11 protein-coding genes are annotated in these 13,796 nt (G+C 61.8%); 2 read left to right on the plus strand and 9 right to left on the minus strand.

All coding sequences use genetic code 11. The annotated features are described in order from the left end of the window. Window positions 1–35 precede the first annotated feature (35 nt). The 9 genes from D6858_RS12785 to D6858_RS12825 form a co-directional block, all read right to left on the minus strand. Window positions 36–899 (minus strand): tyrosine-protein phosphatase, encoded by an 864-nt coding sequence (locus D6858_RS12785; RefSeq protein ID WP_120111162.1) that lies wholly within the window; start codon window positions 897–899, stop codon window positions 36–38. Window positions 900–925: 26 nt separating this feature from the next. After that, window positions 926–2,314 (minus strand): alpha,alpha-trehalose-phosphate synthase (UDP-forming), encoded by a 1,389-nt coding sequence (locus D6858_RS12790; protein ID WP_120111165.1) that lies wholly within the window; start codon window positions 2,312–2,314, stop codon window positions 926–928. 7 nt (window positions 2,315–2,321) lie between these two features. Further along, complete coding sequence (locus D6858_RS12795; protein ID WP_120111168.1) at window positions 2,322–4,130, minus strand: glycoside hydrolase family 15 protein; 1,809 nt, start codon at window positions 4,128–4,130, stop codon at window positions 2,322–2,324. Next, the gene (otsB, locus tag D6858_RS12800) at window positions 4,115–4,858 is read right to left on the minus strand and encodes a trehalose-phosphatase (protein ID WP_120111171.1); all 744 of its coding nucleotides are present in this window, start codon (window positions 4,856–4,858) and stop codon (window positions 4,115–4,117) included. Before otsB ends, D6858_RS12795 begins: the two co-directional genes overlap by 16 nt. A gap of 45 nt (window positions 4,859–4,903) precedes the next feature. Next, window positions 4,904–5,569, minus strand: a complete 666-nt coding sequence (locus D6858_RS12805) for a retropepsin-like aspartic protease family protein (protein WP_120111175.1) — start codon at window positions 5,567–5,569, stop codon at window positions 4,904–4,906. Between the two features lie 51 nt (window positions 5,570–5,620). Continuing rightward, the gene (gene egtD / locus D6858_RS12810) at window positions 5,621–6,607 is read right to left on the minus strand and encodes an L-histidine N(alpha)-methyltransferase (RefSeq protein WP_120111178.1); all 987 of its coding nucleotides are present in this window, start codon (window positions 6,605–6,607) and stop codon (window positions 5,621–5,623) included. Further along, entirely contained in the window at window positions 6,607–7,872 is a 1,266-nt protein-coding gene (gene egtB / locus D6858_RS12815; protein ID WP_120111181.1) for an ergothioneine biosynthesis protein EgtB, read from the minus strand. The genes egtD and egtB overlap by 1 nt, the downstream gene beginning before the upstream one ends. Window positions 7,873–7,998: 126 nt before the next feature. Continuing rightward, window positions 7,999–9,372: a class II 3-deoxy-7-phosphoheptulonate synthase gene (locus tag D6858_RS12820; RefSeq protein WP_120111184.1), complete on the minus strand. Its 1,374-nt coding sequence runs from the start codon at window positions 9,370–9,372 to the stop codon at window positions 7,999–8,001. 143 nt (window positions 9,373–9,515) lie between these two features. Next, entirely contained in the window at window positions 9,516–12,473 is a 2,958-nt protein-coding gene (locus D6858_RS12825; RefSeq protein WP_120111186.1) for a M16 family metallopeptidase, read from the minus strand. A gap of 110 nt (window positions 12,474–12,583) precedes the next feature. Here D6858_RS12825 and D6858_RS12830 point away from each other — a divergent pair, with 110 nt between their 5' ends. Together D6858_RS12830 and D6858_RS12835 are read left to right on the plus strand one after the other, a co-directional pair. Beyond that, complete coding sequence (locus tag D6858_RS12830) at window positions 12,584–13,162, plus strand: NifU family protein (RefSeq protein ID WP_120111189.1); 579 nt, start codon at window positions 12,584–12,586, stop codon at window positions 13,160–13,162. A gap of 10 nt (window positions 13,163–13,172) precedes the next feature. Continuing rightward, the gene (locus tag D6858_RS12835; RefSeq protein ID WP_120111192.1) at window positions 13,173–13,781 is read left to right on the plus strand and encodes a malonic semialdehyde reductase; all 609 of its coding nucleotides are present in this window, start codon (window positions 13,173–13,175) and stop codon (window positions 13,779–13,781) included. The last annotated feature ends 15 nt before the right edge of the window (window positions 13,782–13,796 follow it).

A 13,796-nucleotide genomic window follows, 5' to 3' on the forward strand; every position in this document is an offset into this window, starting at 1 on the left:
GTATTCGGCGCATATGGGAAGCGAGTTGCCCCTTGTCACGCCACCAGCATGGCGCGCAAGCGTTCGACCTTGCCCTTGTCCACACCCAATTCCGCCTCCGCATAGGCTTCTACCGAGCCATAGCGTTCGGTCAGCAGGCCTGTCGCCACGTCGAGGTATTCGGGCGCAACGCCCATCACCACGCGCATCCGCCGTTCATCGACCTCCTGCCCCGTGGCGCGCATGGCGGCGATGGCGGCATCGATCCGTGCTTCGTTGTTTCCGGCGGTGTTGGTCAGCAGGTAATCTTCCATCGCATCGTCGGGGTGAACCCCCAGCAGGCGATGCAGCACCCACACCGCGATACCGGTGCGATCCTTGCCCGCGAAGCAATGCACCAGACTGGGCGCATCGCGGGTGGCCAGCACATCGTAGTACTGGCGCAGCACTGTATTGAGCGTGGGGCGGAACGGGATCGAGCGATAGACCCAGCGCATCCGGCGATGGGCGTTTTCTTCCGGCCCTTCACCCTGTGCCGCCTCTTCGTGCGGGGCCACACCCGAGGCGGTTTCGCCGTCGAACAGGATTACTTCCGCATCGAACCCGGCAGAGCGGCGGCAGGGATGCTTTTCCCTTTCGGAATTGCCGCGCAGGTCGAACACGGTTTTCAGGCCGATCTGGTCGAGCCGCGCCAGATCGCCTTCGCTCGCATCGCGGTGGTGGCCCGACCGCCAGAGGACACCGCGCCGCAAACGCCCGCCATCTGCGGCATAACCGCCATAATCGCGGAAATTGTGTATCCCATCGAAAATCAGGACACGGCCATCGGCGGCATCGTACGTTTCGCGGGGGTTCGTTTCGCGGGGGTTCGTTTCGCCGGGGTTCACTTCGCCAGGGATTTCCGTGTTTTGCTCGCTCATATCCCCTGCCCTGCCATCCACAGGTGTCAGGGGCAAGGCACCCGTTCGAGATCGTGCGTGAAGCGTTCGGTCCACTGGTGCACGTTATCGTCGCGGACAGTGCCGATCATGTCTTCCCACCGTGCCTTGCGTTCGGACAACGGCATATCCAGCGCGGTTTCGATGGCGTGGGCCAGATCGTCCGGGCTGTGCGGGTTGACCATCACTGCCCCGTCGAGCTGCTGCGCCGCCCCGGCAAAGCGGGACAGCACCAGTACACCGGGATCGTCCGGGTCCTGCACCGCGACATATTCCTTCGCCACCAGGTTCATTCCGTCGCGCAAGGGCGTGACCAGACCGATCTTCGACACGCGATAGAAACCGCATAGTTCAGCCAGCGAATGCCCCCGGTTCACGTAACGGATCGGCACGATGTCGACTTCCGAACGGGCGCCGTTGATCTGCCCGGTCTTCTGTTCCAGCACTGTGCGGATCTGCTGATAGCTTTCGACATCTTCGCGGCTGGGCGGCGCGATCTGGATATAGACCAGTTGACGCACGGCATCGGGGTTGCGGTCGAAAAACCGCCCGATCCCATCGATCCGTTCGGGCAGGCCTTTCGAATAATCGAGCCGGTCCACCCCGATCATCGCTGTGCGATGGCGCGTGCTCGATGCCAGCCGCTGCGCCGCCTGGCGCGCCTCACCGGTATCGAGCTGCTCCATCAGGTGATCGAAATCGACGCCGATGGGATAGGCCCGTGCGACCGTCTCGTTACCCTCATAAGCGATCCGGCCCGTCGCTTCATCCACTTCAGCGCCCAGTTCCTTGCGGCAATAGTGCAGGAAGCTGTCGAGCCATTCCCCGGTCTGAAAGCCGATCAGATCGTATGACAGCAACGTCTTCACCAGCCGTTCGTGATAGGGCAGAGATACGAACAGCCGCGCCGGCGGCCAGGGGATATGCAGGAAAAACCCGATCCGGTTTTTCAGCCCGCGTTGCCGCAACCGGTCGCCCAGCGGCATCAGGTGATAATCGTGCACCCACACCAGATCGTCTTTCTCGATCAGCGGGGTCACGCTCTCCGCAAACTGTTCGTTGACGCGCTCGTATCCCTTCGCCGTGGTGCGTTCGTATTCGGTCAGGTCGAGGCGATAGTGGAACAGCGGCCACAGCGTCGCATTGGCATATCCGTTGTAATATTCCTCAACATCCTGATGCGGCAGGTCCACTGTGGCCGTGGTGACGCCATCGCTGGTCTGCATCGAAATGTCGCCGGTGAAGCTGTCGCATTCCTGCCCGGACCAGCCGAACCAGATACCGTTGTGTTTCTTCAGCGCAGCATTCAGCGCGCCTGCCAGTCCCCCTTGCGCCCCGGCAGCGCCGCGGGCCTTGGGTACTGCGACCCGGTTCGAGATTACGACCAGTCGCGCCATGTTTCCCCTATCTTATCGTGTTCCAGCTTCTGGATAGCAGCCCCGCACAATTGATTACTCCAACCAGCGAATATGTCTGGGGGAAGTTCCCCCAAAGTTCGCCGGTTTCGAAATCGAGGTCTTCCGAAAGCAGGCCCGATGGCGTCGTGTGGCCCAGCATCGCTTCGAACAGTCCACGCGCCTCTTCCTTGCGGCCCACCATCTGCAAGGCTTCGATCAGCCAGAATGTGCAGACGTTGAACGCTGTTTCCGGGGTGCCGAAATCGTCTTCCGCGGCATAGCGCAACATGTGTTCGCCGCGGCGCAGATCGCGTTCGATCTGTTCGAAGGTCGCCACGAACCGCGGATCGTCGGGCCGGATATAACGCAGTTCGACCAGTTGCAGCAGGCTGGCATCGAGATAATCGCTTTCGAAACTGGCCTTGTAATGCCCGCCACCGCCATTTTCGACCCATGCGTGGGTTTCGATCTTGTCGCGGATCGCGTCGGCCCGTTCACGCCAATACTGGTGGCGGTCTTCCAGTCCCAGATGCGCGGCAACATTGGCCAGCCGGTCGCACGCGGCCCAGTTCATCACCACCGAATAAGTATGCACTTCCTGCCGGGTGCGGAATTCCCACAATCCGGCATCGGGCTGGTCGTGCATCCGCCACGCCATTTCGCCCACTTCTTCCAGATTTTCGAAATCGCGCACGTCGGTTTCGCGCAACATGCGCCGGTCGAAGAAACCGTGCACCGTGGGCAGCACGATCTGGCCATAGCAATCGTATTGCACTTGCTTGTAGGCCGCATTGCCCACCCGCACAGGCCCCATCCCGCGATAGCCCGCCAGCCATCCGGCGGTGGTTTCGTCCAGTTCCCCCTCACCCATCACCGAATAGAGCGGCTGAATCTGCCCGCCTTTCGCCTGATCGACGATATTGCGGAGGTATCCGAGATACTTCTCCAGCACATCGAGCGCGCCCAGCCGATTGAGCGCCTGCACCGTGTAATACGAATCGCGCAGCCAGCAGTATCGGTAATCCCAGTTGCGCTGGCTTCCCGGCGCCTCCGGTATCGAAGTGGTCAGCGCGGCGACGATGGCGCCGGTTTCTTCGTGCTGGCACAGCTTCAGGGTGATCGCGCAGCGGATCACTTCTTCCTGCCATTCCAGCGGGGTGTGCAGCCCGCGTACCCACAACTGCCAGTATTTGCGGGTCATCTGTTCCATGCTCCGCACTTCTTCGCGCAGATTGCCCGAAAACGGCTCGTCCGGGCCGAGGAAGAAATGGGTGTCGTCTTCGATGCGGAAGGTCCGCCCTTCGAGGATATACCCAACCGGCGCATCGGTGGAGAGGCGCAGCGCCTGCCGCCCGGTGAGATAGCGGATGTGGTTGGTGCCGTTGGTCGTTTCGACCGTGCTGGCCCCATACCCGCTCATCGGTTTGAGCACGACCTTGATCCGGGGATTTCCAGCAATCGAACGCACGATCCGCGTGAACGCGACCGGGCGATACATCCGACCGTCCCGTTCGAACCGTGGGCAGAAGTCGAGCACTTCGACCACGCTGCCGTCCTCCGCCTCCAGCCGGGTGACGAGGTTGGGCGTGTTGCGGATATATTCCTGATTGGAGCGAACCTGCCCCTCCAGCTCGAACCGCCAAACGCCGACATCCTGGCTTTCCCCGTTGAGCAGCGCACAGAACACCGGATCGCCATCGACCCGCGGCACGCAGCCCCAGACGAAGCCGCCCCGCTCGTCCACCAGCGCGCTGACCTGGCAATTGCCAATCGGCCAGAGATTGAGCGACGGGGAAGACTTCACAGGTTCAGCCATTCATGGACCTCCTTGACACCGGGCAGGCGATATTCGGCACGCGTATCGCCGCGAGTGCCGACAATGATTGCGTGGCCGCCCAGTTCCTGCGCGGCGGCGAACCCGTCTTCATCGGTCACATCGTCACCGATGAAAACCGGGCAGGCTCCGGCGAATTCGGGCCGGGCCATAAATGCGCGCACAGCGGTGCCCTTGTCCGCGCCGGGGCGGACCACTTCGACCACCGCCTTGCCGGCTTTCACCGCCAGACCATGTTCGGCAGACAGCGTTTCGGCAAAGGCCAGCGCACCGCCCTCTGCATCGGGATGCGCGCGGAAATGCAGCGCGCCGCCATGTTGCTTGGCCTCGTAATCGATGCCCGCCCGATCGGCATAGGCCATCAGTTCCGCAATCGCGGCGGGCGGCAACGCCTGTGCGGCACTGCCCATCGCGGCCCCGGCGGGATCGCGGCAATCGCTGCCATGCGATCCGGCGCGCCAGATCCGCATCGAACCGAGGTGCATTTCGAGGTTATCCAGCGCGCGACCGCTTATGAGCGCCAATTTTCCGTCCAACCTGTCAAATAACGCGTGCAGTCTGTCAAAAAGGCCGCTTTCGACCTCTATTCCATCGGGAGTCGCCGCCAGTTCGACCAGTGTTCCGTCAAAATCGAGAAACAATGCCAATGGCTTACCCCCGGCGATAGCGTCAATTGCGGGCGGAGATAAGGAGGTGAAGGGGGACGTCATTACCCCTTTCTTAGCAAGTGCAGCATAACGGTCAAACCCGCTGGCTCACTCTGCCATCGGGCGCGGGTTTTTCGGGACCATAATCAGTGTGTTGCCTTCCACCCGCCACGATGCGAGGCGCGAGAGAAGGTTCATCCCGATGACATTGGTTTCGCCAAAATTGGGTGCGATAACAGCATCTAACCCGCTCGCCTCGACATTGCCGAAGCCAATCGTGTCGACAGTGGCCAGTTGCGCGGTGACCGATCCGTTGGCGGTTTCGATCCGCACCGGAAAGCTGCCCCTGCGCGCTGAAATCCCGGCCTTTTCCGCCACCGTGTCCGACACCGCGGTCAGCGTCGCCCCGGTGTCCACCAGAAACGGAGCCGTCACCCCGTTCACCGTCGCCCGCACCCAGAAATGCCCGTCAGGCGCCATCGGGATGCGCGTCTCACCGCCTGCAACTGTCTGAGGGGGAAGGCCAAGTTCGGGCACCGCGATATCCAGCCGGGGATCGAACCGCGCCACTTGTAACACCACCACGACCAGCACCCCCGCGAGCGCGAACGAGCTAAGCGTGTTCACCAGCCGGCCGACCCCACTGCCCCGCCGCGCCAGAATCCCGCCCAGCACACTGCCGACAATCGCGCACAGCGTAAAAATAAGCAGCCCCGACCGGGGGATAGCGAGGATGATTTGCGAAAATGCAGTCCAGAGCGCGTGAAGATCCATCGTCGGCTAGCTTACACCTATCGACCACCCCGCGCTACGGTTTAGACGCAGCTAGGGCGCATTGCGCGGCACGCTGGCTTCCGCGAGGATGAGCGAGAACAGCTCCCCGCTGTCAGTCCACCGTGCAACCGGAGTCCATCCCCCAGCCAGCAGCAAAGCATTGGCGCTGCGGCGGGAGAATTTATGGCTGTTTTCCGTATGGATAGTCTCACCCCGCGCCATCGCGAACGGCTGATCGGCCACAGTGAATTCCAGCGGCTCCCGCGCCACCAGGTGCATTTCGATCCGCGCGAATTCATCGTTCCAGCGCGCTTCGTGCTGCAAGCGTTCGACGGGAATCGTCCCGCCAAGTTCGCTGTTGATCCGGCGCGCCAGATTGCGGTTGAATGCGGCAGTTACTCCTGCCGCATCGTCGTAAGCCGCCTCCAGCACAGCAATATCTTTGATCAGGTCCATCCCGATCAACAGCAGGCTGTTGCTACCCAGCGTCGCGCGCATGGCCCGCAACAGGTCGACTGCGGTGCGCGGCACCATATTACCGATTGTCGATCCGGGGAAAAATCCCAGTTTCGGCAACGCGGATACTTCGGCGGGCAATTCGACCTGCCGCATGAAATCGGCCTCGACCGGATAAACCGGCAAGTCGGGGAATTGCGCCGAGAGCCGTTCGGCGGCAGCTCTCAGAAAATCGCCGGATATGTCGAGCGGGACGTAAGCTGCCGGATCGACAGCGGAAAGCAGCAGCGGCGTTTTGACCGAACTGCCCGAACCAAACTCAACCACAGCTCTGCCCGGCCCGATCCGCCGGGCAAATTCACCCGCCTTTGCAGACAGAATTTCCGTCTCGGCGCGGGTGGGATAATATTCGGGAACCTGTGTAATCTCTTCGAACAGGCGAGAGCCCGCATCATCGTACAGCCATCGCGCAGGGATCGCCTTTTGCGGCTGCGCCAGCCCGGCCAGCACATCCCGGCGGAAGGCGGTATCCACGCCGCTGTCGTCTTTATCGACTAGGGTAAGTCCCTGCTGCGTTGGCATTAAATATCCTTCGCTAAGCGCAGGCCGGTGAATTGCCAGCGTTGGTGAGGGTAGAAGAAATTGCGATAACTCGCCCGCGAATGGCCCCGCACAGTGGCGCAACTTGCACCGCGGAGCACGACCTGCCCAGACATGAATTTCCCGTTGTATTCCCCGACAGCGCCCTCCGCCGGGGCGAAACGCGGATAGGGGAGATAGCCAGAGCGGGTGAATTGCCAGCAGTCGCCAAACAGATCCGCTCCGCCACGCGGCAGCGGCGGGGCCGCGTGGTCGAGCTGATTGCCTGCCGCCGGATCGTGTGCAGGCTCTGCGCTCGAATGCTGGCCACGGGCAATCGCCTCCCATTCGAATTCGGTCGGCAGGCGCATCCCCGCCCATGTCGCGTAAGCATCTGCTTCGTAATAGGAAATATGCGCCACCGGGGCTGCGGGATCGCGGTCCTGCCATCCGCAATGGGTGAATTGCTGATCGCCCCGCCAATAGAGCGGCGCGTCGATACCCTCGGCGTTTACCCACGCCCAGCCATCGGAGAGCCATAGTGCCGCGTTGCGATAGCCGCCGTCTGCGATGAACGCCTGCCACTCGCCATTGGTCACCAGCCTGTCGGCCAGCGCGAACGGCTCTATCAACACGCGATGGCATGGCCCTTCGTTGTCGAAGGCGAAGCTCTCTCCGTCATGGCCGATCATCGCGATGCCGCCGGGGAAGCTGCGCCAGCCAGCCTCCTCCGCAGCGATGGAGGTGGAAGCAGCTGCACCTCTCTCCCACATCGGCGGGCCGAGCGGGCTCTGGAACAGCGCGTGTTTGATATCGGTCAGCAGCAGTTCCTGATGCTGTTGTTCATGCGCGATGCCCAGTTCGATCAGCGGTGCCAGTGCGGGATCATCCAGCAGTTGCGCCATCGCATCGGTGACCGCCGCACGCCATTCACCAATCTGAGCAACGGTCGGCCGCGACAGCATTCCGCGCCGCCCGCGCGCGATCCGCGCCCCTTCCGCTTCGTAGTAGGAGTTGAACAGGAACGGCCACCGCTCATCCCACAGCCGATATCCCGGCGAATGGTCGCGCAGGAGGAAGGTTTCCCAGAACCATGTCGTGTGCGCCAGATGCCATTTAGCAGGCGAGGCATCTTCCATCGACTGGATGGTCGCGTCGGCATCGCTCAGCGGAGCAGCCAGAGCTTCTGTGAGAGCGCGTGTAGCCGCGAAGCGCTGCTTCAGCGACTTATCGGTCCCGGTGACAATGCGGGCAGGCTCTCCTCCCATACCTCCCGAACGTAAAGCGACACACCCGGTTCCGCAAATATGCGCGAAATCCGAGGCTTACCTTCTCTATCACCAATAAAGGCCGGCAGAACGACCGGGGAAGAAGCTCCCCCGGTCACTCTCTGATCAGGCTGCGTCAGCCTGCCGCTCGCCCGCTTCCATGTTGAGCATTTCTGCCAGCAGGAAAGCCAGTTCGAGCGACTGGGCCGCATTGAGGCGCGGATCGCAATGCGTGTGATACCGATCGCCCAGCGCGGCATCGGTGATCGCCACCGCACCGCCGACACATTCGGTGACGTCCTGCCCGGTCATTTCGATATGGATGCCACCCGCATGGGTTCCTTCGGCGCGGTGAACGGCGAAAAAGCCCTTCACTTCGTTGAGGATGCGGTCGAACGGGCGGGTCTTGTAGCCGCTGTCGGACTTGATGACGTTGCCGTGCATCGGGTCGCAGCTCCACACCACCGGATGCCCTTCCTGCTTCACCGCGCGGACGAGGCGCGGCAGACCCGCTTCCACCTTGTCATGGCCGAAACGGCTGATCAGCGTGATCCGCCCGGCTTCGCGCGCGGGGTTGAGCGTGTCGAGCAGGCGCAGCAGATCGTCTGGCTCAAGGCTCGGCCCGCACTTCATGCCCAGCGGGTTGCCGATACCGCGACAGAATTCGATATGCGCGCTGCCGGGGAAGCGGGTGCGATCCCCGATCCACACCATGTGGGCCGAACAATCGTACCATTCACCGGTCAGCGAATCCCGCCGGGTCAGCGCCTGTTCGTAAGGCAGCAGCAGCGCTTCGTGGCTGGTGAAGAAGCTGGTGCCCTGCAACTGAGGCACCGTCTGCGGATCGATGCCGCAGGCTTCCATGAAATCGAGTGCTTCGCCGATCCGGTCCGCCGTTTGCGAGAACTTGTCGGCCCACGGGCTGCGGCCCATGAAATCGAGCGTCCACTGGTGGACCTGCCGCAGATTGGCGTAGCCACCGCCCGCAAATGCGCGCAGCAGGTTGAGCGTCGCCGCTGCCTGCGAATAAGCGCGAACCATCCGCTGCGGATCGTTGCGGCGGGTATCGCCATCGAATTCGATCCCGTTGACGATATCGCCGAAGTAGCTGGGCAGTGAGGTATCGCCCTGCGTTTCGATATCCGAACTGCGCGGTTTGGCAAACTGGCCGGCCATACGGCCCACCTTCACCACGGGACGCTTGCTGGCGAATGTCAGCACGACCGCCATCTGCAACAGCACCCGGAACGTGTCGCGGATATTGTTGGGGTGGAATTCAGCGAAGCTTTCCGCGCAATCGCCACCCTGCAACAGAAATGCGCGGCCTTCCGCCACATCGGCAAGGTCAGCTTTCAGCGCGCGCGCTTCGCCTGCGAATACCAGCGGCGGATAACCGGCCAGCGTCGCCTCGGCATCGGCCAGTGCGGCCGCATCTTCGTAGGCGGGCAAGTGCCGCGCTTCGTGCGACTGCCAGCTATCGGGGGTCCAATCTTGTGCCACTGTATTTATATCCGTCGGTTTGTAGGGAAGCGCGCTTTACGCGCCCCGGTTCAAGAACGCAAAGCGCGCTCCCCCGCAAGCAGGATAATCTTGAGGCAGCCCTAGTGTGGCTGCCCAAGGGTGGCTGCGACAAGCGATCGGGCTTAGCGCGAGGCAACATTCCCGTCGTCGTCCGCCCCGCCCTTACGCGTGGCCAGTTTCTGCCCGTCGGGGATCACTGCCAGTTTCCAGCCCGGCTCTGCACCGAAATACTTGCGCGCCAGCGCCTGCATCGCTTGCGGCGTGGTACGCGAATAATCGGTCAGCAGCGAACGCAGCATGGCGATCCGGCGCGGATCGGTCGTGGCCCCTTCCAGTTGCCACAGCCAGAACGTGTTTCCGGTCGATGCACGGGTAATCATCTGCTTGAGCGGTTCGGTCACGCGCTCCAGTTCCTCCGCCGAAGCAGGCGTTGTTTGCAGATCGTGCACGATCTTGTCCGCAGCAGCGAAGAACGTGGGCACATCGCCCGGCTTCAACTGACCAAGTGCGGTGATCGTACCACCCTGATTGAGATCTTCGGGCCAGTCGGACACGACTTGCGGGGAATAGCTCGCTCCGGTCCGTTCGCGCATTTCGTCCAGCAGACGGTTGTTGAACAGGTTCGCCAGAATCTGGAGCTGGCGCGATTCAGGCAGGTTGGCAACACCGCCGCCCGTCGACCATGAAATAACCGCCGCCGCCTGATCGGCATCGCCGCGATGATGCAGAACAGTGGTCGGCTGGCTGGATGGAGGGAAATCCTCCGTCCGGGCCAGCGCCGCAGCGGGAATCGCCTCACGCGCGGGCAAGGCGCCGAAGGTTCTGGTGAGCGCTTCGATCGCCTTGGCTTTGTCGTAATCACCGAAGATCAGGATTTCGACCGGCCCTTGTTTCAGCAGCGGCTCCCACGCCTTGCGAAACCCCTCCGGCGTCGCGGCATCAAGCTGCGCCGGAGTGGGCGTGGCGAAGCGTGCGTCCTTGTTGCGCTGATAATACGCCAGATCGCGCTGGAGCACCCCTTCGGGACTGGTGGAATATGTTTCGTATGCCAGCTTGTCGGCTGCGATTGCCCGTTTGACCGGATTGGCATCCCAACGCGGGTTCGCCAACTTCGCTGCAAACAGATAGAGCTGGTCAGCCAGATCAGCTTCACGGGTCTGCGCGGTGAAAGTGAATACCGCGTCGTCGATTTTGAAATCGAACCCCATCTTGCGACCATTGCTGATCCGGTCGAGGTCTTCGATATCGAGCGGGCCGACACCTGACGGCACCAGCGCCTTCTGCCCAAGCGAGGCATAGACAGCATCTTTCGCGTCGAACGCGCGATAGCCAGATCCGAAACGGACCTTCACGGTAACGCGGCCCGGTTCGGCATCGTTGGCCCACATCAAGGCATTCACGCTGTTGGCGAAACTGACCTTCTCGATATCCAGCACACCAATCGGGGCCTGCGCGGTCACGGTGCCGGGTTTACCAACAGGCGGTAGCTCGGAAAACGAAATCGTCTTGGCGGCCAGTCGCGAACTGCTGTCGGCCTGCACTGGTTTGAGCAAAGCGTCGCGCAATGCCTCGGCGGTCGCCTCTCCCTCTTTCGGAGTGAGGTAAATCCCCCGTTCCACACGGCCTTTGAACAGCGCCCGTGTGTGCTCCAGCACATTGGCGGGAGTAAGCTGGTCTTTCATCGTGCGAAATACATGCAGCACTGTTTCGGGTGCAGCGACCGCTTCACGAATATCGACTGCATTGACGACATCGTCCGCCAGTTTGGACCCCGCCAGCACGCTGCGTTGCTCGACCTGGCTCGCGAATGCGACATCCAGTTCCGCCGCCTCGCGGTCGATCTCTTCCTGTGTCGGTGGTTCTGCCAGCGCATCGGCAATGACTGAGCGCACATCGGTGAGGGCGGTCTGCCAGTCTTCGGTCAGTGGGGCGAAGCTGACGAACGTCGCATCGGCCGAACGGCTGGGCTTGTCGTCCTGAACCTGCGCGTAAAGGTACGACCCACCGGCGCGTGCGCGCGCCTCCAGCCGACGATTAATGATCGCCTGAGCAACTGCATCCAGCAATATCCCCTGATTATAAACGATCGTATCGTTCACCTGATGCCAGGGGCGCAGCACAGCATAAGTCAGGGTGCGCGGCAGATCGGGCTCCACCAGCACGCGGGTTTCCCCGACCGGACGATCCGGGCTGGCACCTGCCGGAGCGACAGGTTCGCCAAAACTGGGGGCCGGCACCTTCGGCCCCTTGCCCTTCCAGTTGCCGAACCATTGTTCCACCAGACCGGCCAGCATTTGCGGATCGGCATCGCCTGCGATCACCACCACGGTATTTTCCGGGCGATACCACCGGTTATGGAATGCGCGCATCGATGCCGGAGTCGCTGCATTGAGCGTCTTTTCGGTTCCGATCGGCAGACGATTGGCAAGCGGTTGCCCATGAAACAGCGTTTCGCGAGTCGCCTGCGATACGCGTTCGGCCTGCGAACCACGTTCCCGCTTTTCCGCCAGCACGATCGGCAGGTCTTCGCTCAGCCCCTTTGCAGACAGCGTCGGTTCCTGAATCATGCCGGACAGCAGCTTCATCACTTCCGCGATCTTGCCGTTGTCGGCATTGGGCACGTCGAGTTCGTACACCGTTTGAGTCGGTGTGGTCTGGGCGTTGGTATCGCTGCCGAATGTCGCGCCAAGGCTCTGAAATTTGGGGATCGCCTCACCGTCGCCAAGATACTTCGACTGGCGGAACGTCATATGTTCCAGCAAGTGGGCGTAACCCTGTTCGGCATCGGTTTCATACAGCGAACCGGCATCGATCCGCACGCGAATCGAAACCTGATCGGGCGGCACGCCATTGTGGCGAACCGCATAGCGCACGCCATTCGGCAATTCCCCGAACAGCCATTCCTTGTCCCGCGGAACATCGCTGCCACGATAGATCCACGGCGTCTGATCCCCTGTCTGGAGATACCTCGGCGCTGGCACGGCCGAAACCGGTGCCTCCTGCGCCGGGAGCGGCGTGGCAACGAGAGCGAACGGAAGGAGAAGCGCGAGAGGCCCTGCGGCACGCGAAAACAAATTCATGAATTTACCTATAATGGGGCAACGCCTGAAGGGATAGTGAATAGACGCAAAGAATGTCTCGCCACCCACTGCCCTTGCTGCACTGGCACAGGGCGCCTACATCGCACATCATGTTTATCGAGACTGAAACCACACCCAACCCCGCATCGCTCAAATTCCTTCCGGGCAGGCCCGTCATGACCGCCGGAACCCGCGAATTTGCCAGCCCGGAAGCGGCGGAGGCCAGCCCGCTGGCACAGGCGTTGTTCGATACCGGCGAAGTGGTGAACGTCTTTTTCGGCGGTGATTTCATCGCCGTCACCGCCGCCCCCGGTGTGGACTGGTCGCAATTGAAGCCGCAGGTCGTGGCGATCCTGCTCGACCATTTCGTCTCCAACGCCCCCCTGTTTGCAGGCACCACCGCAGCAGACTTCGCCGTGCCCGCCGAAAGCGACCTCATCGTCGAAGAAGACCCGGCCGATGTCGATATCGTCGCTCAGATAAACGAACTGCTGGAAACCCGCGTGCGCCCGGCCGTGGCCGGTGACGGCGGCGACATCGTCTATCGCGGCTATCGCGACGGCATCGTCCACCTGCAAATGCAAGGCGCCTGCTCCGGCTGCCCCAGCTCCACCGCAACGCTGAAACATGGCATCGAAGGGCTTCTCAAGCATTACGTGCCGGAAGTTCGTGAAGTTCGCGCCGCGTAAGGATCGCTCAATGACCAAGCAATTTCACGACAATGTCCTGCCATCCGATGCGCTCGACCAACTGTTTTTCGAAGGGCGCACCTACAACGGCTGGCTCGACAAACCGGTCAGCGACGAACAGATGCATGCCATCTGGGATCTCGTGAAGATGGGGCCGACTTCGGCCAATATGCAACCCAGCCGGATTGTCTGGTGTAAATCGGACGATGCGAAGCGCCGTCTGGCCGAGCTGGCTTCCGAGGGCAATCGTGCTAAAATCCTCTCTGCCCCGGTCACCGCAATCATCGGATATGACATCGATTTCCACGAAGAGCTGCCGTGGCTCTTTCCGCATACCGATGCGAAAAGCTGGTTCGATGGCGATGAAGCCGGACGCAAAGTCGGGGCATTTCGCAATTCGTCGCTGCAGGGCGGCTACTTCATACTTGCTGCTCGCGCCCTTGGACTGGATACCGGTCCGATGTCGGGCTTCGACAACGACGCAGTCGACAAGGAATTTTTTACGGACGACCCCCGCGTAAAGTCCAATTTCATCTGCTCCGTCGGTTATGGCGATCCGGATTCGATCTTCGACCGCAGCCCCCGCCCGGACTTTGATCGGTTCAACGTGATCGTCTGACTTGAAACCACAGGT

It is taken from the genome of Tsuneonella suprasediminis, assembly GCF_003605755.1.
Classification (GTDB): domain Bacteria; phylum Pseudomonadota; class Alphaproteobacteria; order Sphingomonadales; family Sphingomonadaceae; genus Tsuneonella; species Tsuneonella suprasediminis.

Excerpts from the sequence above, each read along its gene's own strand:
- D6858_RS12785 (WP_120111162.1), bottom strand. The coding sequence starts at position 899 with ATGAGCGAGCAAAACACGGAAATCCCTGGCGAAGTGAACCCCGGCGAA.
- D6858_RS12790 (WP_120111165.1), bottom strand. The coding sequence starts at position 2,314 with ATGGCGCGACTGGTCGTAATCTCGAACCGGGTCGCAGTACCCAAGGCC.
- D6858_RS12795 (WP_120111168.1), bottom strand. The coding sequence starts at position 4,130 with ATGGCTGAACCTGTGAAGTCTTCCCCGTCGCTCAATCTCTGGCCGATT.
- otsB (WP_120111171.1), bottom strand. The coding sequence starts at position 4,858 with ATGACGTCCCCCTTCACCTCCTTATCTCCGCCCGCAATTGACGCTATC.
- D6858_RS12805 (WP_120111175.1), bottom strand. The coding sequence starts at position 5,569 with ATGGATCTTCACGCGCTCTGGACTGCATTTTCGCAAATCATCCTCGCT.
- egtD (WP_120111178.1), bottom strand. The coding sequence starts at position 6,607 with ATGCCAACGCAGCAGGGACTTACCCTAGTCGATAAAGACGACAGCGGC.
- egtB (WP_120111181.1), bottom strand. The coding sequence starts at position 7,872 with ATGGGAGGAGAGCCTGCCCGCATTGTCACCGGGACCGATAAGTCGCTG.
- D6858_RS12825 (WP_120111186.1), bottom strand. The coding sequence starts at position 12,473 with ATGAATTTGTTTTCGCGTGCCGCAGGGCCTCTCGCGCTTCTCCTTCCG.
- D6858_RS12830 (WP_120111189.1), top strand. The coding sequence starts at position 12,584 with ATGTTTATCGAGACTGAAACCACACCCAACCCCGCATCGCTCAAATTC.
- D6858_RS12835 (WP_120111192.1), top strand. The coding sequence starts at position 13,173 with ATGACCAAGCAATTTCACGACAATGTCCTGCCATCCGATGCGCTCGAC.